This is a genomic window from Cryobacterium sp. SO2, assembly GCF_026151165.2.
GTDB lineage: Bacteria > Actinomycetota > Actinomycetes > Actinomycetales > Microbacteriaceae > Cryobacterium.
In genome coordinates this window covers 1,186,319-1,207,032 of the sequence record NZ_CP117849.1, presented here as the reverse complement: position 1 = coordinate 1,207,032, position 20,714 = coordinate 1,186,319, and the positions used below count along the sequence as shown (strand labels likewise).

At 68.6% G+C, this 20,714-nt stretch carries 19 protein-coding genes and 1 riboswitch; of the genes, 9 read left to right on the top strand and 10 right to left on the bottom strand.

What is annotated here, in order from left to right; genetic code table 11:
* Positions 1-53: 53 nt before the first annotated feature.
* The 4 genes from BJQ94_RS05580 to BJQ94_RS05565 all read right to left on the bottom strand — a co-directional run bounded on the left by BJQ94_RS05580 (position 54) and on the right by BJQ94_RS05565 (position 5,394).
* Positions 54-1,802, bottom strand: a complete 1,749-nt coding sequence (locus tag BJQ94_RS05580; protein WP_265398197.1) for an ABC transporter ATP-binding protein — start codon at positions 1,800-1,802, stop codon at positions 54-56.
* Entirely contained in the window at positions 1,799-2,740 is a 942-nt protein-coding gene (locus BJQ94_RS05575) for an ABC transporter permease (protein ID WP_265398198.1), read from the bottom strand. The genes BJQ94_RS05580 and BJQ94_RS05575 overlap by 4 nt, the downstream gene beginning before the upstream one ends.
* A complete protein-coding gene (locus tag BJQ94_RS05570) occupies positions 2,730-3,659 on the bottom strand; it encodes an ABC transporter permease (RefSeq protein WP_265398199.1) in 930 nt (309 codons plus the stop codon). The genes BJQ94_RS05575 and BJQ94_RS05570 overlap by 11 nt, the downstream gene beginning before the upstream one ends.
* Positions 3,660-3,774: 115 nt before the next feature.
* On the bottom strand, positions 3,775-5,394 hold the full coding sequence (locus BJQ94_RS05565) for an ABC transporter substrate-binding protein (RefSeq protein ID WP_265398200.1): 1,620 nt from the start codon (positions 5,392-5,394) through the stop codon (positions 3,775-3,777).
* Positions 5,395-5,703: 309 nt separating this feature from the next.
* On the opposite strand from BJQ94_RS05565, the gene BJQ94_RS05560 reads away from it, so the two are divergent.
* Together BJQ94_RS05560 and BJQ94_RS05555 are read left to right on the top strand one after the other, a co-directional pair.
* Positions 5,704-6,096, top strand: a complete 393-nt coding sequence (locus BJQ94_RS05560; RefSeq protein ID WP_265398201.1) for a DUF393 domain-containing protein — start codon at positions 5,704-5,706, stop codon at positions 6,094-6,096.
* Positions 6,093-6,917 (top strand): CPBP family intramembrane glutamic endopeptidase, encoded by an 825-nt coding sequence (locus BJQ94_RS05555; RefSeq protein ID WP_265398202.1) that lies wholly within the window; start codon positions 6,093-6,095, stop codon positions 6,915-6,917. Before BJQ94_RS05560 ends, BJQ94_RS05555 begins: the two co-directional genes overlap by 4 nt.
* A gap of 124 nt (positions 6,918-7,041) precedes the next feature.
* On the opposite strand, the gene gcvP is transcribed toward BJQ94_RS05555, so the two are convergent.
* From gcvP to BJQ94_RS05535, 4 genes are all read right to left on the bottom strand, one after another.
* A complete protein-coding gene (gene gcvP / locus BJQ94_RS05550) occupies positions 7,042-9,939 on the bottom strand; it encodes an aminomethyl-transferring glycine dehydrogenase (protein WP_265398203.1) in 2,898 nt (965 codons plus the stop codon).
* An 83-nt stretch (positions 9,940-10,022) separates the two neighbouring features.
* The gene (gcvH, locus tag BJQ94_RS05545; RefSeq protein WP_265398204.1) at positions 10,023-10,394 is read right to left on the bottom strand and encodes a glycine cleavage system protein GcvH; all 372 of its coding nucleotides are present in this window, start codon (positions 10,392-10,394) and stop codon (positions 10,023-10,025) included.
* Between the two features lie 115 nt (positions 10,395-10,509).
* On the bottom strand, positions 10,510-11,673 hold the full coding sequence (gene gcvT, locus BJQ94_RS05540) for a glycine cleavage system aminomethyltransferase GcvT (protein WP_265398205.1): 1,164 nt from the start codon (positions 11,671-11,673) through the stop codon (positions 10,510-10,512).
* A 215-nt stretch (positions 11,674-11,888) separates the two neighbouring features.
* Positions 11,889-11,987: riboswitch (glycine riboswitch) on the bottom strand.
* 165 nt (positions 11,988-12,152) lie between these two features.
* Positions 12,153-12,671: a GNAT family N-acetyltransferase gene (locus tag BJQ94_RS05535; RefSeq protein ID WP_265398206.1), complete on the bottom strand. Its 519-nt coding sequence runs from the start codon at positions 12,669-12,671 to the stop codon at positions 12,153-12,155.
* Positions 12,672-12,730: 59 nt separating this feature from the next.
* On the opposite strand from BJQ94_RS05535, the gene BJQ94_RS05530 reads away from it, so the two are divergent.
* The 7 genes from BJQ94_RS05530 to BJQ94_RS05500 all read left to right on the top strand — a co-directional run bounded on the left by BJQ94_RS05530 (position 12,731) and on the right by BJQ94_RS05500 (position 18,957).
* Complete coding sequence (locus BJQ94_RS05530) at positions 12,731-13,141, top strand: GNAT family acetyltransferase (RefSeq protein ID WP_265398207.1); 411 nt, start codon at positions 12,731-12,733, stop codon at positions 13,139-13,141.
* A 152-nt stretch (positions 13,142-13,293) separates the two neighbouring features.
* Positions 13,294-14,046 carry an LON peptidase substrate-binding domain-containing protein gene (locus tag BJQ94_RS05525; RefSeq protein WP_265398208.1) on the top strand — a complete coding sequence of 251 codons (753 nt, stop codon included), beginning with the start codon at positions 13,294-13,296 and terminating at the stop codon, positions 14,044-14,046.
* A 51-nt stretch (positions 14,047-14,097) separates the two neighbouring features.
* On the top strand, positions 14,098-14,415 hold the full coding sequence (locus BJQ94_RS05520; protein WP_265398209.1) for a hypothetical protein: 318 nt from the start codon (positions 14,098-14,100) through the stop codon (positions 14,413-14,415).
* 4 nt (positions 14,416-14,419) lie between these two features.
* Positions 14,420-16,054, top strand: a complete 1,635-nt coding sequence (locus tag BJQ94_RS05515) for an FAD-dependent monooxygenase (protein WP_265398210.1) — start codon at positions 14,420-14,422, stop codon at positions 16,052-16,054.
* An 85-nt stretch (positions 16,055-16,139) separates the two neighbouring features.
* The gene (locus tag BJQ94_RS05510) at positions 16,140-17,114 is read left to right on the top strand and encodes a phosphodiester glycosidase family protein (RefSeq protein ID WP_265398211.1); all 975 of its coding nucleotides are present in this window, start codon (positions 16,140-16,142) and stop codon (positions 17,112-17,114) included.
* An 8-nt stretch (positions 17,115-17,122) separates the two neighbouring features.
* Positions 17,123-18,316 carry a GtrA family protein gene (locus BJQ94_RS05505; RefSeq protein WP_275875563.1) on the top strand — a complete coding sequence of 398 codons (1,194 nt, stop codon included), beginning with the start codon at positions 17,123-17,125 and terminating at the stop codon, positions 18,314-18,316.
* Between the two features lie 71 nt (positions 18,317-18,387).
* Positions 18,388-18,957, top strand: a complete 570-nt coding sequence (locus BJQ94_RS05500; RefSeq protein WP_265399634.1) for a carboxymuconolactone decarboxylase family protein — start codon at positions 18,388-18,390, stop codon at positions 18,955-18,957.
* A gap of 51 nt (positions 18,958-19,008) precedes the next feature.
* On the opposite strand, the gene BJQ94_RS05495 is transcribed toward BJQ94_RS05500, so the two are convergent.
* Together BJQ94_RS05495 and BJQ94_RS05490 are read right to left on the bottom strand one after the other, a co-directional pair.
* Positions 19,009-19,431 carry a DUF1761 domain-containing protein gene (locus BJQ94_RS05495; RefSeq protein ID WP_265399633.1) on the bottom strand — a complete coding sequence of 141 codons (423 nt, stop codon included), beginning with the start codon at positions 19,429-19,431 and terminating at the stop codon, positions 19,009-19,011.
* A gap of 148 nt (positions 19,432-19,579) precedes the next feature.
* Positions 19,580-20,662: a hypothetical protein gene (locus BJQ94_RS05490; RefSeq protein ID WP_265399632.1), complete on the bottom strand. Its 1,083-nt coding sequence runs from the start codon at positions 20,660-20,662 to the stop codon at positions 19,580-19,582.
* Positions 20,663-20,714: the final 52 nt, after the last annotated feature.

Genomic DNA, 20,714 nt, shown 5'->3' with positions numbered 1-20,714 from the left:
ACGAGCACTGCCCCCCGGCCACAGGCCGAGGGGCAGTCCTATCGAATGCGTGCCTAGCGGCCGAACTCGAAGTTGCCGCCGGGGATGGCGGCGAGCAGTTCCTGCGTGTAGGCCTGCTTCGGGCTGTCGAAGACATCGTCGGTCGACGCTGCCTCCACAATCCGGCCCTTCTGCATCACGCACACGTTGTCGGCGACGAGCCGCACCACAGCGAGGTCGTGGGTGATGAAGAGGTAGGTCAGGCCGAGCTCGGTCTGCAGCTCGGTGAGCAGGTTCAGCACCTGGCCCTGCACGAGCACGTCGAGGGCCGATACGGCCTCGTCGAGCACGAGCACGTCGGGCTTGAGAGCGAGCGCCCGCGCGATGGCGATGCGCTGGCGCTGGCCACCGGACAGCTCGCTCGGGTAGCGGTACCGGGACGCCCACGGCAGGGAGACCTGCTCGAGCAGCTCCTTGACCCGGTCCTGGCGTTCCTTGCTCGTGCCGACGCCGTGCGCCAGCAGGGGCTCGGCGATCGTGTTGCCCACGTTGTACTGCGGGTCGAGGGAGCCGTACGGGTCCTGGAAGACCGGCTGCACCCGGCGGCGGAACTTCAGCAGGTCCTTGCCCTTGAGGCCGGCGACATCCTGGCCGTCGAACTCGATCGCGCCACTGGTGATGCTCTCCAGCTGCAGGATGAGCTTGGCGACAGTGGACTTGCCCGAACCGGACTCGCCCACCAGGGCCGTTGTGGTGCCCTTCTGGATGCCGAAAGACACGCCGTCGACGGCGCGGAGCTCGTCGGTGCGCAGGCCCTTCTTGCGGATCCGGTACACCTTGGAGATGTCCTTGACCGAGATCAGGTCCTTGACCGGGGCCGCGTTCTCCCGCTCGGCCGCACGCGCGACGAGGGTGTCGTCGAGCGAGCCGCCGCCGAAGATCTCGGCGTCGTCTGAGCCGGAGTGCTTGGCCGACTGGATGCGGCGGGAGGCCAGGCTCGGCGCCGCGGACACCAGGCGCTGCGTGTACGGGTGCTGCGGGTTGGCGAGGATCTCCTGGGACGGACCGGATTCGACGACCCTGCCCTTGTACATCACCACGAGCTGCTCCGCACGCTCCGCGGCCAGGCCGAGGTCGTGCGTGATGAACAGAACGCTGGTGCCGTAGTCGCGGGTGAGGGTGCCGAGGTGATCGAGGATCTGGCGCTGCACGGTGACGTCGAGCGCCGAGGTGGGCTCGTCGGCGATGAGCAGCTTGGGCCGGGCGGAGAGGCCGATGCCGATCAGTACGCGCTGGCGCATACCGCCGGAGAACTGGTGCGGGTACTGCTTGAGGCGATCCGCAGCGTCGCTGAGGCCGGCCTCCTGCAGAACCTGGATTGTGCGGGCGCGCGCTTCCTTGCCCTGGGCGAGACCGTTGGCCTTGATGGCTTCTTCGACCTGGAAGCCGATGTTCCACACCGGGTTGAGGTTCGACATCGGGTCCTGCGGCACGTAGCCGATCAGGTTTCCGCGCACCGCCTGGATCTCTTTGGCGTTCAACTTGGTGAGGTCGCGGCCCTCGAACAGCACCTGACCGCCGGTGACCTTGCCGGCCCCGGGGAGCAGGTCGATGATCGCCTGGGCGGTGGTGGTCTTGCCCGAACCGGACTCCCCCACGATCGCCAGGGTCTGGCCGGCGTACAGGGTGAGGTCGACGCCACGCACGGCGGGAACGAGTCCGCGCTGGGTGCGGAAGGCGACCTCGAGGTTACGGATCTGCAGCAGCGGCTGCTCTTCGTTCTCGATCCCCTCCGGGATGGTGTCTAGGAGTGTCTGGCTCATCGAGTCGCCCTCGCCGTCGGGTCAAGCGCATCGCGCAGAATGTCGCCGAGCATCAGGAACGCGAGCACCGTGATGGACAGGGCGGCCGCGGGGTACAGGAGCACCTGCGGGCTGGTGACAATGGAGGTCTGGGCCGTGCCGATGTCGTTACCCCACGACATCACGCTCGGCGGAAGCCCGATACCCAGGAACGACAGCGTCGCCTCGGCCACGATGAACGTGCCGAGTGAGACGGTGGCGATCACGATCACGGGGGCGATCGCGTTGGGCACCACGTGGCGCAGCAGGATGCGGAACTTCGACACGCCGAGGGCGGTCGAGGCCATCACGTAGTCGGAGTTCGACGCCGACAGCACGGCGCCGCGCATGATGCGGGCGATCTGCGGCCAGGCGAACACCGAGAGCACGAAGGCCACCGAGGTGGGCGTTGCGGTCGGCAGCACCGACATCAGCACGATGGCGCCGAGCACGGTGGGGATGGCGAAGAAGATGTCGCCGATGCGGGAGACGATCGCATCGAGCCAGCCGCCGTAGTAGCCCGCGAGGGCGCCCACGATGATGCCGAACAGCGTGACGATGCTGGCGGCGAGGAGCCCGACGGTGAGCGACGCCTGGGTGCCCCAGATGGTGCGCGAGTAGACATCGCAGCCCTGGCGGTTGAAACCGAACGGGTGTCCGGCCTCCGGGTCGCCGTTGCTGTTGCCGAGCACGCACTGGCGCGGATCGACCTGGGTGAACAGGGTGGGGAACAGCGCCACCACCACGATCAGGAGGATCAGCGCCGCTGAGATCCAGAACGTGGGACGGCGGCGCATCGAGTCCCAGGCATCCGCCCAGGTGCTGCGCGCCTTCTCGTTCTCGTCGAGGCGGTCGACTGCGGCTACCGGGGTGTCCTCCAGTGCAGCGACGAAGTGGGCCTGGCCAGGCTTATTTGGCATAACGAATCCTTGGGTCCAGAGCTGCGTACAGCAGGTCGACAAGCAGGTTGGCGACGACGAAGATCACGACCATGACGGCGATGAACGACACCACAGTGGTGCTCTCACCGAGCCTGATGGCCTTGAAGACCGTGCCACCGACACCGTTGATGTTGAAGATTCCCTCGGTGACGATCGCGCCGACCATGAGTGAACCGAGGTCGACACCGAGGAAGGTGACGACGGGCACGAGCGAGTTGCGCAGCACGTGAACGGTGACGACGCGGCGACGCGAGAGTCCCTTGGCGGTTGCGGTGCGAACAAAATCGGCATTGAGATTGTCGGCAACGCTGGCGCGGGTGAGGCGCACGATGTAGGCGAACGAGACGGACGCCAGCACGATGGCCGGGAGCACGAGCTCGCCCCAGGGGGCTGCGCCGCTCACGGTGGTTCTGAACCAGCCCAGTTGCACACCGAAGACCAGCCGCAGGATGAAGCCGACCACGAAGGTCGGCACGCTGATCAGCAGCAGACTCACGACGAGGGCGCTGGCGTCGAACCACTTGCCCTTACGGAGGCCGGCGATGAGGCCGACGATGATGCCGAAGAAGGCTTCGAAGGCCAGGGCCAGCATGGCGAGGCGGAAGGTGATGGGGAAGGCGGAGGCCATCACATCACCGACGGCGCGACCTGAGTAGGTCGTGCCGAGGTCGCCCTGGAAGAAGTGGCCGATGTAGATGAGGTACTGCACGATGAAGGGCTTGTCCAGGTTGTACTGGGCCCGAATCTGCTCGAGTACACCTGGCGACGGCGGGTGGTCACCGTAGAGCGCCGCGATCGGGTCACCCGGGAGGGAGAAGACCATGAAGTAGATCAAGAATGTCGCCCCGAAGAAGACGGGGATCATCTGGAGGATGCGCCTGCCTGTGTACCACAGCATCAGGTGAGCTCCGTAAATCTTTTATGCATGAGGGTCGCAATCACTGAATGAGTCTAGTCAGTGCAATGTCCGGGGCTTGACGCCCCGGACATTGCACTGCGGTTGGAACTAGGTATTAACCCTTGGTGATCTGGTAGTACAGCGGAACGGAATCCCAGCCGAAGACAACGTCATTGACGCTCTCGGACCAGACGCCCACAACGTTGGAGTACCACAGCGGGATGGTCGGGAGGTCCTTGAGCAGGACTTCCTGAGCCGCCTGGTACTTCGCGGTTGCGTCTTCAACGTTCTCGGCCGCGGCACCCTCTTCGAGCAGGGTGTCGAATTCGGTGCTGCTGTAGCCCTCGTAGTTCGATCCGGCACCGGTCTTGTACAGCGGCGCGAGGAAGTTGTACAGGGACGGGTAGTCGGCCTGCCATCCGGCGCGGGTGGCACCGGTCAGCTTCTCGGCGGAACGGTCTTCCAGCGCCGCAGCGAAGGTCGGGTACGGCTTGCCGACGGCGTTGATGCCCAGGGTGTTCTTGATGCTGTTGGTCACAGCGTCGACCCAGGCCTGGTGGCCACCGTCGGAGTTGTACGCGATGTCGAACGTGGTGTCTCCGTACGGGGAGATCGCGTCGGCTTCCTTCCACAGCTTCACGGCTTCGTCGGGGTTGTACTCGAGGACGTCGGCGCCGTCGAGGGCGTCGGAGTAGCCGTCGATGACCGGGGAGGTGAAGTCGGTCGCCGGGGTACGAGTGCCCTGGAAGATGACGTCGGTGATCTCAGCGCGGTCGATCGACATCGAGATGGCTGCACGACGCAGCTTGCCCTCGTCGCCGCTCCAGTGCTCGAGGTAGTACGGCATGTTGAATGCCTGGAAGATAGCGGCCGGCTGGTTGACCGAACGGTCGCCGAACTCATCTGCGTAGGTCTCGAATGCGGAGTCCGGAACGGCGTCCAGCACGTCGAGGTTGCCGCCCTGGGCATCCGCGTATGCGGCGTCCAGCGTGGCGTAGAAGACGATGTCGAGGCCACCGTTGACGGGCTTGCGCACGCCGTCGTAGTCCGGGTTGGTGATGAGGTTGATGCCCTCGTCGTGGACCCAGGCACCCTCTTCGGCCAGCATGTACGGGCCGTTACCGATGGGGTTCTCGCCGAAAGCGTCCATGTCTTCGAACGCGACGCTCGGCAGCGGCATGAAGGCCGTGTAGCCCAGGCGCAGCGGCCAGTCGGCCTCAGGGGAGGACAGCTCGACGGTGAAGGTGGTGTCGTCGACGACCTTCAGGCCGGTGAGCTCGGAGTCGGCGTCGTAGCTGAAGCCGGCGATGTCGTCGAAGAAGTAGGAGGCGCTCTGGGCGTTGCTGAAGAGCGCGCCGTAGTTCCAGGCGTCGACGAAGGAAGAAGAGGTGACTGCTTCACCGTTGGTGAAGGTCCAGCCGTCGTTCAGGGTGACGGTCCAGTTGGTCGCGTCGTCGGACTCGATCGACTTGGCGACCTCGTTGGCGGTCGATCCGTCGGCGTTGTACGAAACCAGGCCGGCGAACAGCGAGGTCGTGATCTTGCCGCCACCGGTCTCGGTGGTGTTGGTCGGGATCAGCGGGTTCTGCGGCTCGCTGCCGTTGGTGGTGACGATGGCCGACGAGTCGGTCTCCGGTGCGGCAGCGTCGTCACTCGATGACGCGCAGCCGGCCAGCGCCAAAGCGCTCACCGAAATTAGCGCGAGGGCGCTCAGGCCCATGCGGGATCTCTTCAAAATTCCTCCTGTGCAAAGGGTTGGCGCCACACGGCTTGTAACCATGGCGGCGCACTAGTTATCAAAACCCTAGGTTTGTCTTGCGCCCGGTGCAAAACGTGGCGGTAAACGTTACATAGGAGTAACCAAAGACGCACGATTCTTGCGCAGAGCGTGATTTATGCGGGTTTATCTGCGAATCTTGCGAGGATCTCTCACGATGCTTGGGACCTTGGTCCTAACAGTCTGTGCAAGCGATTTCCTTTGCCGGCGGCCACCGCCCCCGGGCTCCCCGACGACACTCCAGCGACGAGGGCGCAAAATAGAGGAATGTCGACTTCCCAACGCGAATCGCCCGCCACGCTCATCTTCGATGGCGACTGCGGCTTCTGCACCACGGCGATTCTGTGGCTGCAGCGCACCCTCCCCCGGGTGCCGGCCACGGCCCCATTCCAGTGGACCGACCTCGCCGCGTTCGGGCTGACCGAGGAGCAGGCCAGGTCCAGGGTCTGGTTCGTGACCGGGGGCCGGCGGTACGGGGGCGCGGCCGCCGTTGCCGCTTTGTTGCGTGGGCAGCCGATTGTTGCGTTGCGGGTCCTCGGCTGGCTGGCCACGGTGCCGCCGTGGTCCTGGGTCGCGGAGGCGGGCTACAGTCTCGTGGCGCGGTACCGCTACCGGTTGCCGGGTGGCACCCCGGCCTGCCGGATGCCGAGCGCGGCATGAGCGCCTCCCCGTACGGCCCGCCGGAGGCGTCCGGCGAACCGGCGTCCGCAGCACCCCCGGCCGCGTCTCCGGTTCGGCTGCGCTGGGAGATCGTCATCGTGCTGGGGCTCTCGCTCGGGGCATCCGCCGTGTACTCGATCGTCTCGATCATCTCCAGGCTCACGGCGGAGGTCGCCCTGGCCGACCAGTCGGCCACCATCAACGGGTCGCAGTCGACCCGCGAGTGGCTGGACTTCACCTACCAGTTCCTCGGGATCTTCTTCGCCTTGTTCCCGGTCGCCCTGGTGCTTTACCTGCTCTGGCAGCCGGGGCAGAGCGCGTTCCGCCGACTCGGCGTGGACTTCACCGAGCCGCGCCGGGACCTGCTGCGCGGCGGCGGGCTGCTGCTGCTCATCGGCATCCCCGGGCTCGGCCTGTACCTCGCCGGGCGGGCGCTCGGCTTCACTGTGGCCGTGGTGCCGTCACCGCTGGACACCTTCTGGTGGACCATCCCGATCCTGGTGTTCTCCGCGCTCCGCAGTGCGTTGAGCGAGGAGCTCATCGTGGTGGGCTACCTGTTCACCCGGCTGCGCGAACTCGGCTGGAACGCCTGGACCATCATCGTGTCGGCCGCCCTGCTGCGCGGCAGCTACCACCTGTACCAGGGCATCGGCCCGTTCGTGGGCAACGCCCTGATGGGTGTCGTCTTCGGCTGGTGCTACCTGCGCTGGGGCCGCGTGATGCCCCTGGTGATCGCGCACTGGGTCCTGGACATTCTCTCCTTCGTCGGCTACCCGTTGGCGGTCCTCTGGTGGCCCGCCCTCCTCACCCCCACGTCCTAAATCCAACCTCAGAGACGCGCCCACGCCGTTGGTCGAGCTTGTCGACGCCGTGCTGAGCCTGTCGAAGTAGACCAGGTGACCAGGTCTCGACAAGCTCGACCAGCGAGTGCTCGCGAGGGGGGTTTTACTCGAAGGCCTCGGGCGGCGGGCAGGCGCAGACCAGGTTGCGGTCGCCGTAGGCGTTGTCGATGCGGCGCACCGGCGCCCAGTACTTGTTGCGGATTTGCGTGCGCACGGGGTACACGGCGGTCTCGCGGGTGTACGGGTGCGTCCACTCCCCCTCGATCACGCTCTGGGCGGTGTGCGGCGCGTTGTGCAGCGGGTTGTCGTCGGCCGGCCAGGTGCCGGCGGCCACGGCATCCGCCTCGGCCTTGATGCCGATCATGGCCTCGATGAACCGGTCGATCTCGCCGAGGTCCTCACTCTCGGTGGGCTCCACCATGAGCGTGCCCGCCACCGGGAAGCTCATCGTGGGCGCGTGGAAACCGTAGTCGACGAGGCGCTTGGCCACGTCGTCGACGGTGACCCCTGTGGCCGCGGTGAGCGGGCGGAGGTCGAGGATGCACTCGTGCGCGACCAGGCCGTTGTCGCCGGCGTAGAGCACCGGGTAGTGGCCGCTGAGCTGCGTGGCCACGTAATTGGCCGCGAGCACGGCGGCGCCGGTGGCCTGCTTGAGGCCGTCGGCGCCCATCATGCGCACGTACGCCCAGGAGATGGGCAGGATGCTCGGGCTGCCGTAGGGCGCGGCCGAGACCGGGCCGCCGCCGTGCACGACGGTTTCGGTGCCGGTGCCGCCGAGCAGGTAGTGCTCGTCGTCCTGCGCGAGCGGGTGCCCGGGCAGGAACGGCGCCAGGTGGGCCTTGGCCGCGACCGGGCCGACACCGGGGCCGCCGCCGCCGTGCGGGATGCAGAAGGTCTTGTGCAGGTTGAGGTGCGAGACGTCGCCGCCGAAGTCACCGAACCGGGCAAAGCCGAGCAGGGCGTTGAGGTTGGCGCCGTCGACATAGACCTGGCCGCCGGCGTCGTGCACGGCGGCGCAGATCGCGCCGACCTCGTGCTCGTAGACGCCGTGGGTGGAGGGGTAGGTGATCATCAGCGCGGCGAGGTTGCCCGCGTGCTCGGCGATCTTGGCGCGGAGGTCGTCGAGGTCGACGTTGCCGAGCTCGTCGCAGGCCACGACCACCACGCGCATGCCGGCCAGCACAGCGGATGCCGCGTTGGTGCCGTGCGCGCTGGACGGGATCAGACAGACGGTGCGGTCCACGTCACCGTTGGCGAGGTGGAAGCCGCGGATGGCCAGGAGCCCGGCGAGTTCACCCTGGCTGCCGGCGTTCGGCTGCAGCGACACGGAGTCGTAGCCGGTGACATCCGTGAGCCAGGTTTCGAGCTGGCGGATGAGTTCGAGGTAGCCCTCGACGTCGGCCTTGGGTGCGAACGGGTGCAGTCCGCCGAACTCGGGCCAGGTGACGGCCTCCATCTCGGTGGCGGCGTTGAGCTTCATGGTGCAGGAGCCCAGCGGGATCATGCCGCGGTCCAGGGCATAGTCGTAGTCGGCCAGGCGCTTGAGGTAGCGCATCATGCTCGTCTCCGAGCGGTGCGTGTTGAACACGGCGTGGGTGAGGTACGCGCTGGTGCGGGCCAGATCGTCGGGCAGGCCGGGCTGGATCACGTCGAGAACGACGTGACCGAAGGCGTCGCGGCCGCCGAAGAAGCCCACGACGGCGGTGAGGTCGGCCGCGGTGGTGGTCTCGTCGACCGAGATGCCGATGGTCGTCGCATCCACCTGGTGCAGGTTGTAACCGGCGGCGGCTGCCTGCGCCACGATAGCGGCGGCACCGGCCGGGACCGACACCCGCACGGTGTCGAAGAAGCTGTCGTTGACCACGTCGACGTCGATGGCGCGGAGGGCCGCAACCAGCGCACCGGCGCGTTCGTGCACCTCGGTGGCGATCGCCTTGAGGCCCTCAGGCCCGTGGTAGACCGCGTACATGCCGGCCATCACGGCGAGCAGCACCTGGGCGGTGCAGATGTTGGAGGTGGCCTTGTCGCGGCGGATGTGCTGTTCGCGTACCTGCAGCGACAGGCGGTAGGCGGGGTGGCCGGCGGCGTCGACGCTCACGCCCACGAGGCGGCCGGGCATCTGGCGCTCCAGGCCCTTGCGCACGGCCAGGTAGCCGGCGTGCGGTCCGCCGAAGCCCATCGGCACACCGAAGCGCTGGCTGGTGCCCACGGCCACGTCGGCCCCGAGCTCGCCGGGCGAGGTGATCAGGGTCAACGCCAGCAGGTCGGCGGCGACGATCGCGAGGGCCTTGTTCTCGTGCGCGAGGGCGATCACGGCGGCGGGGTTCCAGACGCGTCCGGAGGCTCCCGGGTACTGCACGAAGATACCGAAGTAGTCGCCGAGGTCCTCCGCGGTGGTGCTCTCGTCCAGGGGCAGCACGGCCAGTTCGATGCCGAGCGCGTGGGCGCGGTTGCCGAGCAGCGCGTGGGTCTGGGGCAGGGCATCCGCGTCGACGATGAATCGGTTCGACGGGCTCTTGCTCGCGCGTCGGGCCAGCAGCATACCCTCGACCACGGAGGTGGACTCGTCGAGCATCGAACCGTTGGCGGTGGCCATGCCGGTGAGGTCGGCCACCATGGTCTGGAAGTTGATGATGGCCTCGAGGCGGCCCTGGCTGATCTCGGGCTGGTACGGCGTGTACGCGGTGTACCAGCTGGGGTTCTCCAGCACGTTGCGCTTGATCACGGCGGGCGTGATCGTGTCGTAGTAGCCGAGCCCGATCATCGAGCGCTTCACGGTGTTCTTGTCGGCCAGGGCGCGCAGCTCCTGGATGGCCTCCCGTTCGGTGGCCGCGGGCGGCAGGGTGCTGTCACCCTCGCGGCGGTACTGCTCGACCTGAATGGATGCGGGAACGGCCGCGTTGACGAGCGACTCGACGCTGGAATGGCCGAGGACGGCCAGCATGCGGGACTGCGCGTCGGCATCCGTGCCGATGTGACGCTGGGTGAAGGGCTGCGACATGTGGGGGAAGGCTCTTTCCGGGGTCTGATTCGGTCGTGCGAGGTGTGGCGGTACGGCGGGTGGCGGTGAGGCCGGGCGGGCTGTTATTCGCCGATGATGGCGGAGTACTCGGCGTAGCTGAGCAGGGTCGGCAGGGTGTCGAAGGTCACCTTGATGAGCCAGCCGTCGCCGAGCGGGTCGCTGTTGACGAGTTCGGGGCTGTCCACGACGGCGTCGTTGATTTCCGCGACGGTGCCGTCGATGGGAGCGAAGAGTTCGCCCACCGACTTGGTGGACTCGATCTCGCCCACGACGGTGCCGGAGGCGACGGAGCTGCCGACCTCGGGCAACTCCACGAAGACCACGTCGCCGAGCTTGTCGGCGGCGTAGGCGGTGATGCCGACGGTGGCGGTGTCGCCGTCAACGAGCACCCACTCGTGCTCTGCGGTGTACTGGAGTTCGGTCTTGTCGGCCATGGTGGTTCCTCTCGAAGGGTGTGATCTCAGGGGGTGATCAAATCTGGTGCGCTGCACGAGGCTTACGTGACAGCGGGTGCCGGATGCCCGGTTCGGGTGATCCGTTCACCGTGGGTTATTTGCGGCGCTTGTAGAACGGCAGGGCGATGACGGTGGCCGGCGAGCGGGTGCCGCGCACGTCGATGAACACCTCGGTGTCGAGGCGGGCCAGCGCCGGCGGCACGTACGCCATGGCGATCGGGTAGCCGAGGGTAGGTGAGAGGGCGCCGCTGGTGATGACGCCCTCCGCTTCGGTGGCATCGGGGCTGCGGAAGATCTGGTAGCCGGCACGACCGGCGCGCTTGCCGGCCGAGACCAGGCCGACGAGCACGGGGGCGTCGCCGGCGGGGCCTTCTTCGCTGGCGGTGCGGCCGACGAAGTCGGTCGGTTTGGCGAGGTTGACGACGCGGCCCAGGCCCGCCTGGGCGGGGTAGGTGGATGTGGTCAGTTCGTGGCCGTAGAGCGGCATGCCGGCTTCGAGGCGCAGGGTGTCGCGGCTCGCGAGCCCGGCCGGAACCAGGCCGTGCGGTGCTCCGGCGACCACGATGGCGTCCCAGAGGGCCAGGGCAGCCGCATTCGGCAGGTACAGCTCGAAGCCGTCTTCACCGGTGTAGCCGGTGCGGGCGATGAGCACGGGGGTTCCGGCGAAGTTGCCGGTGATGGCGCGGTAATAGCGCAGCCCGGCCAGGTCGCCGTCGACGCTGAGGCCTTCGGTGGCCTGCACGATGGCGAGGGCGTTGGGGCCCTGCACGGCGATGAGGGCAGTTTCATCGCTTTCGTCGGCCACGGTGACGTCGAACCGGGCGGCCCGGCTGCTGAGTGCCGAGAGGGCCTGGTCGTGGTTGCCGGCGTTGGCGACCACGAGGAATTCGGTCTCACCGGTGCGGTAGACGACGAGGTCGTCGATGATGCCGCCGCGGGAGTTCAGCAGCAGGCTGTACTTGGCCTGCATGAGGTCGATGACCGAGAGCTGGCCGGCCAGGGCATGGTCGAGGAACTCGCCGGCCTGCGGGCCGGAGACCCGGATCTCGGCCATGTGGGAGAGGTCGAAGAGACCCGCGGCCTTGCGCACGGCGTGGTGCTCGGCCAGGTCGCTGGAATAGCGCACCGGCATCTGCCAGCCGGCGAAGTCGGTGAAGCTGGCGCCGGCGGCCACATGGGCGGCGTGCAGGGGTGAGAACCGTTCGGTCGGAGCGTGGTCGTCCGAGGAGTGGGTGAGGTCAGGGCTGGCCGAGGTCATGAGTTCTCCGGTTCGTCGCCGGGCATGCGCCGGACGAGTTGCTCCGGGGCTCGTTCGAACCCCGGTGGGAACTCCCCCTCTGTCGTCTGGCCTGAGAGCTTCGCCGGCCGCTTGCGCGACGCCGGCTTTCACCATGGGCGGGACTTGGCAGTTCTGACCGGGTCTCGCGGATGCGGTTCCCGGACGCACTGTGCTCATCCGCTTTTCAGAGTGGCCCGTTCGATGCGGTACGAGTACCTGAGAGATTGTCGGGGAGGATTGCTCCTTCGGTGTTCGCTCGTCTCTAAGACGTCGAACTCTCCCGCATCAAACGTTTGGCCCAGTATTCAATTGATTCTGCTGGTCGAAGTCTAACCGACCCACCTGCCGCGGATAAGAGAGTCTCCCCCGCCCAGCCCCAGAGTTTTCCTCCCCGTAACACCCCACGGCCCGCGAGCCGCGAGTTGAGCCCCAAAAAATCCCCGATTTTGGGGCTTTTCTCACGGCTCGCGGATGTTGAGCGCGAGTTTGAAGCCGACGTGTGAGGACGTGAAGCCAAGACGCCGGTAGAACCGGTGGGCGTCGGTGCGTGACGAGTCGGAGGTGAGTTGCACCAGCCGGCAACCGCGGGCACGACCGTAGTCCACGGCCCACGTGATCATCTCGCTGCCGAGACCGTTGCCGCGCAGGTCGGCGCTCACTCGCACGGCTTCGATCTGCAACCGGGTGGCGCCCAGCCGGGCCAGACCGGGCAGAACCGTCAGCTGCTGCGTGGCGACAACGCGCCCGGTTGGGTCCTCGACAACAGCAAGCAGCTGATCGGGCGCGCTGTCGATGGCGGCGAACGCGGCCAGGTACGGAGCCAGATCGCCATCCGCGGTGGATTCCTCGGCGGAGCGGAGCCGGTCGTCGGCGAGCAGACCGACTATCGCCGCCACGTCCTCGGTGCGTGCACGCCGCAACGTGTACGGGCCGCCGGCACGGTCGAATACGGCACGGTCGAACGCGGCGTCAGTCATCCATCCAGCATGCCAGTGCCCCGGCACAGAACCCCGCCGTGCCCGGGCAGAATGGACCGATGGAGATTGCTGAGATCACCCCGGCTCACGTCGATGCTGTCGTCGCCCTGTGGGAGGAGGCCGGCCTGACCCGCCCGTGGAATCCACCGGCCGCCGATCTCCAGCGCGCCCTCGACGGAGCGACCTCCACCGTCCTCGGTGGTTTCCGCGACGGCCGGCTTGTCGGCACCGTGATGGTGGGACACGACGGCCACCGCGGCTGGGTGTATTACCTGGCCGTGGCGGGGGCGGAGCGCGGCGCCGGCCGCGGCCGACAGCTCATGACGGCGGCCGAGTCCTGGCTCGTCGAGCACGGCGCCGTCAAGCTGCAGCTGATGGTGCGCGGGTCGAACGCCCACGTGGTCGGCTTCTACGACCGGTTGGGCTACGCGGATGCCGATGTTCGCGTGCTGGCCAAACGCCTGGACTGACCTGCCCCAGCGGTCGGCACCCGCGGCAACTGTTGCCGGCCCGGACATCTGTGCCCGGTGCGCCGGACGCAGATGTCCGCTCGGGGACCAGTTGCCGGCGACAGTCGGGTTCGGTGCTTGGCATTCGGGCGGGAGCGTGCTTCGCTGGGTTCATGGCCAATCAGGGGAACCCACCCGACGAGCCCGGGACACCGGACCTCGCGGGCGACACAGACGCGGGTGCCGACGCATCCGGCCTGCCGATGTTCCCGCTCGGATCCGTGCTTTTCCCCTACATGCCCCTGCAGTTGCGGGTGTTCGAGGAACGCTACCTGATGATGCTCGCGCGCATCCTCGAGTCCGAACCGGCCGAATTCGGCGTCGTGCTCATCGAACGCGGCCAGGAGGTGGGCGGCGGCGAACATCCGTTCAGTACCGGCACCGTGGCGCAGGTGATCGAGCTGGTCGCCCCGGAGGGGTTCGTCGGCCTTGTCGCCCAGGGCGACCGCCGCATCGAGGTTGTCGAGTGGAGTGACGACGCCCCGTATCCGGAGGCCGTGGTGCGCGAGCTGCCGTCGCTCGTGTGGGACGACGCGTTGACGCCGCTCCGCATCCTCGCGGAGCAGACCGTGCGCCGCACCCTGGCCCTGGCCAGCGAATTCACCGACGACGCCTGGTCCGCCGACGTTGCGCTCTCGGAGGATCCGGTGGAAGCCGCCTGGCAGCTGGCCGGCATTGCGCCGGTGGGCCCGCTCGACCAGGTGGCGATGCTCCGCTCCACGACCATGGCCGGCCTGCTGCGATCGATCTTCGACCACACCGAGGCCGCCGCGGATGCGTTCCGGCTTCCCAGCCCTGGCGACCTCGACGACGACGGCCTCGACACCGATGAACTCGGCCCCGACGACCTCGACCCCGAAAACTGAGCCGCGCCCGCGCACCTAGAACGCATCGGTTTTCCGGGGCAGCATGGGGGTATGCCAACATCGCAACCCACGCCGCCGCCACATCCGTCGCCGTCGCGACCGGCCGACGGCCCCAAGCTCCGTCACGACAGGTTCGCGGACGGGTCGGTGAAGGCGAGCGGCTTCGAACTCGACGGCAAGCTGCACGGGCACTGGGAGTGGTTTCGGCTCGACGGCTCGCTCCTGCGCTCCGGGGAGTTCGACCTCGGCCAGCAAGTGGGAATGTGGCGCACCTGGGACCGCTCCGGCCGCATGGTGAAGGAGACCTCGTTCGCGCCCGCCCCGGCCGCGGATGCCGCCTCCAGCCCCGCGGATCCGACCGCGGGCTGATCTCATGGCCGGGCCGGACCCCGATTCCAGCGGCTTCGACACCGACGTCCTGATCGTCGGTGCCGGCCCCTCCGGACTCACCCTGGCCAGGGAACTGCACAGCCTCGGCGTCGCCGCGCAGCTCGTGGACCAGGCGCCGGATGCCGTGCACGAGTCGCGGGCGATGGCAATCCAGGCCCGCACCCTCGAGGTCCTCGCCCGCAACCGGCTCGCCGACGACCTGGTGACCGCCGGCATCCCGAGTGCGACGCTGTTGCTGCACACTCGCGGCTCCAGGTCCGGCGGTCGCACCCACGCCGTGCCGTTGTTCGACGACGCCCTCGGCGACACCCGGTTTCCGTTCCTGTTGTTCCTCTCGCAGGCCGCCACCGAACGGGTGCTCCTCGACCGGCTGGCCAGCGCCGGGGTCGGCATCCGCCGCTCGCTCACCCTGACCGGCCTCGTGCAAGACGAGCACGGCGTCACCTGCACCCTGGACTCCCCCGGCGTGCCGTCCAGGGTGGTGCGCGCCCGCTATGTCGTGGGCTGCGACGGCGCGCACAGCATGACCCGGCGCTTGACCGGGTCGGGTTTCACCGGCCGGGCCTACCCGCAGCGTTTCCTCCTCGCCGACCTCGAGGCCGATGGGCCCGAGCGCGGCATGGTGCACGTCTATCTGGGCAGGTCGGGCCCGCTATTCCTCTTCCCCCTGCTCACGCCGGCCAGCTGGCGGCTGCTCGTGATGCTGCCGCCCACCGTGAGCACCGGCCCGGCGACACTGGCTCTCGCGCGGGCCGCCGTCGCCCGGCACACCAGGGAGCCCATCGTGCTGCATGACCCCGCCTGGCTCACCGAGTTCACCGTCAGCAGCCGCCTCGCCGACACCATGCGGCGCGGCCGGGTGTTCCTGGCCGGAGACGCCGCGCACATCCACAGCCCGGCGGGCGCGCAGGGCATGAACACGGGCATACAGGATGCCGTGAATCTCGGCTGGAAGCTCGCCCTCGTCTGCCGTGGAGTCGCCGCCCCGACGTTGTTGCAGAGCTACGAGCGGGAACGGTTGCCCGTCGCCCGCTCGGTGCTCGCGATGACAGACCGGGCGTTCCGAGTGGCGACCAGCCGGAACCCGGTGCTGCGGGAGCTGCGCGCCGGCCCGGGCATCCGGCTGGCCGCGCTGCTGCTGCGCAGCCGCGCCGTGCGGCGGGCCGGCTTCCGCGTGGTCTCCGAGCTGGGCATCCGCTACCGGGAGAGCCCGCTCTCGGTGGAGGGACGGCCGCGCCCGGCCGGCGGGCCGCGTGCGGGTGAACGCTTTCCGCAGCCGGGCCTGGGCGCGGCCCCGGCCTCCCCCGCCGGCGACGAACCGCGGCCGCCGGTGTTCCGGATGCTGCTGTGCGGGCCGGCCGCGCTCTGGCCCGACACCGAGGTGCGCGCGTTCCGGGCACGGTGGGCGCACCTGGCCACTGTTGAGCAGGTTCCCGCCGCGCCGCGCTCGCGCTGGTCCGCCGCACCGCGAGCGGCCGCGCTGTCGCGCCGGCGACCGGGCACGGCGCAGTATCTGGTGCGCTGGGACGGGTATCTCGGCTACCGCGCCGCCGGCACCGATCTGACCGGCGCCGCGGAGTATCTGCGTGCCCTCGGCGCCCGCCCGCTGCCGGCCTGACCGGTCAGGAGACCCGCCGCCACCTCATAGTGCTCCCATAGGCGGGTGAGGGAGACCGCATAGAGTCGCCGCCTAAACAGGGGGAATGCGACCATCAACCACCGTCAAGCCCCGGCGCAGACGACGCCGGGTGATCATCGGCTCGGCCCTCGCCCTCACCCTGGCGCTCGGCGGAACCACCACCTGGGCGCTCGAACGTTTCGTGATCGAGCACCCGGAGATCACCGACGTCGACGCCTACGAAGCCGCGAATTCCACGGTCACCGCGACCGACGACGCCACAGCGGACGCTTCCGCGGCCGACGCCACTGTCACCGACAGCACCTACGACTCCGATGACGCCGACGTGACGATCTCCACCGTCGTCACCGGCACCGGCGACGACACCGTCACCTACTACGTGGCCGACGTCACCCTCACCGATGCGACGGCGCTGCGCTCGGCCTTCGCCAAGAACACCTTCGGCGAGAACATCACCGAAACCACCTCGGATATCGCGGCGGACAACAACGCGATCTTCGCCATCAACGGCGACTACTACGGCTTCCGCGATACGGGCATCGTCATCCGCAACGGCGTGGTCTACCGCGACGAGGGCGCCAGGCAAGGCCTCGCCTTCTACCTGGACGGGTCCGTGCAGGTGTACGACGAGACCGCGACCACGGCCGACGAGCTGCTCGCCGACGGAGTCTGGAACACGGTCTCGTTCGGGCCGGCGATCGTGGAGGACGGCGCCGTCGTCGACGGCATCGAAGACGTCGAGATCGACACCAATGTGGGCAACCACTCGATCCAGGGCGACCAACCGCGCACGGCCATCGGCGTGATCGACGACAACCACCTGGTCTTCGTGGTCGTCGACGGCCGCAGCCCCGGCTACAGCGCGGGTGTGACCCTCACCGGGCTGGCCGAGATCATGCAGGGCCTGGGTGTCACTACCGCATACAACCTCGACGGCGGCGGCTCGTCGACGATGTACTTCAACGGTTCCCTGGTGAACGACCCGCTCGGCACCGGCACCGAACGCGGCACCTCCGACATCCTCTACATCGAAGGGTGAGTCGGCCGATGATCATCCTGATCCCGGCCTACGAACCGGATGCCCGCCTGGTGACCCTGGTCACCGACCTCACCCTGGCCGCCCCGACGAGCACGATCGTGGTCGTCGACGACGGCAGCGGCGAGGTCTACCGCCCGCTGTTCGACGCCGTGCTCACTCTGGGCGCCGACGTCATCGGCCACCCGGTGAACCTGGGCAAGGGCCACGCGCTCAAGACCGGGTTCCGCCACATTCTCGCCACCTACCCCGGTGCCGACGTGGTCTGCGCCGACAGCGACGGCCAGCACCGGGTGCGGGACATCCTGCGGGTCGCCTCCCGCGTCGAGCATCACGCCGGCCGGACCGACCCGCCGCTGGTGCTCGGCGGACGCCGGTTCACCGGGCAGGTTCCGCTGCGCAGCCGCGTGGGAAACACGCTCGCGACTCAGGCGTTCCGCCTCACCACCGCCCGCAGCATCCGGGACACCCAGACTGGGCTGCGCGGCTACCCGGCGTCGCTGCTCGAGGGCCTGCTGACCGTGCAGGGCGAGAGGTTCGAGTACGAACTGAACACCCTGCTCGACGCGTCCGCTGCCGGCCGGGGCATCGACGAGATCGATATCGAGACCGTATACCTGGAGGGGAATGCGTCGTCGCACTTCCGGCCGGTGGCCGATTCGCTCAGGGTGATGCGCCCGCTGCTCGTCTACGGCGCCGTGTCCTTCGGCTCGTTCCTGCTCGACGTGGCCGCCCTGCAGTTGTTCGTGGGCCTGGTCTTCGTGGGCCCGTTGTTCGCGGGGCACGGGTTGTGGGGTCAGGGCGGTTCTCTGGCGCTGAGCGTGGTGTGCGCCCGCCTCGTGAGCGGCAGCGTGAACTTCCTGTTGAACCGGCACGTGGTCTTCACCACCCGGCACCCCCGCCGGCTGCGCCGGGACGCCGCCGCCTACCTGGGCCTGGCGGCCGCGTTGCTCGGGGCCAGCTACCTGGGTCTGGCACTGCTCACCCACCTGGGCGTTCCGCTGCTGGCCGCGAAGCTGCTCACCGATGCCGTGCTCTACCTGGTCAGCTTCCAGGTGCAGCGTCGAGTGGTGTTCGCCCGCACCCGGCGCACCCCGCCCGCCCCGCCCGCTCCGGCGTCCCCGCCCGCCCCGCCTGAACTGTTCCCGCAACGGACATCTGCACCCGGTGCGGCGGCACCATTTGTCCGGATCGGGCACAGTTGAGCGGCGGTCCCTTCCGCCGGATGGGACCGGGTGCCACCATTGCTGGGAACGAGCAGACGGAGGCACCCGGAATGGCGATCATCAGCACTCCCACGGCAGCCGAGGCGACCGGTGCGACCGCTCGTTTCTACGCCGAGGACCTCGACGACCAGGGTTACGTGGCCAGCCACACCCGGGCCATGAGCCTCAACCCCGAGGCCTACGCGGCGTGGGAGGCCCTCATCCACGCCATCGCCGGCCCGATGGACAAACGTCGTTACGAGCTGGTCACCCTCGCGGCCGCCCTCGGCACCCGCTCCCGGCACTGCCGGCTCGCGCACGGCCGCAAGTCATTGCGCTACTTCAGCGAAGCCGAACTCGTGCGCATCGCCCTCGACTTCCACGACGCCGGCCTGTCGGAGGTCGAGATCGCGATGATGGATTTCGCCCAGAAGGTGGGCGCAGACGCTTCGGCCATGACGGATGCGGACAGCCTGCGCCTGCGCGCCCTCGGCCTGAGCGACCGGGAGATCGTGGATGTCGCCCTCGCGGCCGCTGCACGCAACTACTTCAGCCGGGCCGTGCAGGCCCTCGCGGTGGACGTGGACGTGCCGCCCGGACTCAGCGACCGCCTGCGCGACGCTCTCGTGGGCGGTATCTGAACCACACTCGGCAGCGGGCGCCGCCGGGAAGGCCGGATGACCTCACCGGGCTCAGCGCCAGCTGCCCAGGATCAATCCCATGATGGTGAGGTTCAGCACGTCGCTGCCGCACTCGATCAGCCAGACCCGGAATCCGTGGCCGGCGAAGAGCCGGTGCGACAGCGAGGAGGCCGCCGCGAGGCCGATCCCGAGCAACAGTCCGGTGACGCCGCCCTGCAGGGTGCCGAAGCCGGGATCCGTGGCAGCGACGAAATGGATGACGGATGCGACGGCCGTCGCCTCCACGAGCGCGGCGACAAAGGTCGATCCGAACACGACAGCCATCTTCCCTGCCGGCTGCTCGTCCGGGCCGTGGCCCATGAGCTTCCACCAGAGCGGGAAGAAGGTCTTCGGCCCGAACCAGATCGCGCCGGCGACGAAGGCGGCCAGGGTGGCCACCAGGACGGCCAGCCAGTTGAGTTCGGCAAGAAACATGGTGTCGTCCCTCAGAGTGTCGGGGCACCCAGATGTGCCGGGCAGCTATCGACTTGACTCTATCGAGCAGAGCGGGCGAGAGCCAGAACGAAGTGCGCCAGATTCCGCCGGCCCAGCCTCAGCTAGCCCAGCCTCAGGCAGCCCAGCCTCAGCCAGCATTGAGGGCCGCGACCAGCGCGGTAACGGCCGGAGCCAGCGCGTCGAGGTCGTCTGGCCCCGACACCTGCAGCCAGTTCCCTCCGTCGAATACATCCAGAGCCGCGGCGACACCCGTCGTCGCCGCATCCATCGGTACCCGCACGGCCAGGTCAACCCCGGGCAGGTCCACCACCTCGGCTCCCGGCAGGGCGAGTACCTCAGTCTGCGCCCACGCGCCGCCGGGCAGGGCCTCGAGATTGAAGCCGCTCACCTGGCCGACGGGGACGTCTCCGTCCGTTGACCAGCTGCAACTGAACGCGCCGACGCTCCTCAGCGCCGCCATCACCCCCGCCGGACGGCCGGCGCCGCCGATGTCGGAGTCGCTCCCGACGAGGTTGGGGCTCTGCACCGCCAGCGCGGCCCGCTCAGACAGGTCGGCGCATCCGCTGAACGGCCAGGCCGTCGACTCCACAGCCGGGCCGCCCGGGTCGGTCGCGCCCAGCATACCGAACGCGGCGCTCAGGGTCGCTGCCGCTGCTTTGGCATCGTCTTCGGTGGTGCCGGCCGCGGTGGTGACGACCCCGGTCAGCCAAAGCGGGCCAGAGGTGACACCGAAGGAACAGGATCCGGCGAGGGCGCCGTCAGGGTCGACCGAGGACTGGTAGCAGGTGATGTCGTCAGCTCCGGCCGCCACTGTCGCCGTGCTCTCGAGCACGGCGCTGAGGGCAGGTTCGCTGGCGCCGGACTGCGTCCAGTTGCAGACGACTCCGCCGACAGTCGGTACCGCGTTCGCAGTGGGAGCATCCGAGAAGGCGGTCTGAGCCGATACGTCGATGCCGAGAATGGTGCTCACCTCAGCGTCGGTGAAAAGGGCGGAGCAGTCGCCGCCCAACACCTGCGCAGGCGCGGTGACCGCCGCGGGGTCGAGGGTGGCCATGGGCGTGGCGGATGCCGACGGCGTCGGCTGCGCGCCCGGCGATGCGGATGCGCATCCGGCGAGCGCCAGAGCCCCGACCGCGACGACGCCGACCGCGAGCATGGCGCGTGCCCGAAGGCCGAGAAGAGGAATGCCCGGTCGACGAGGTGTTCTCATGGTCTGAACGCTAACAGCGTCGCCGCAGGTCGCCGGGCCCCAGTTCGGGTGC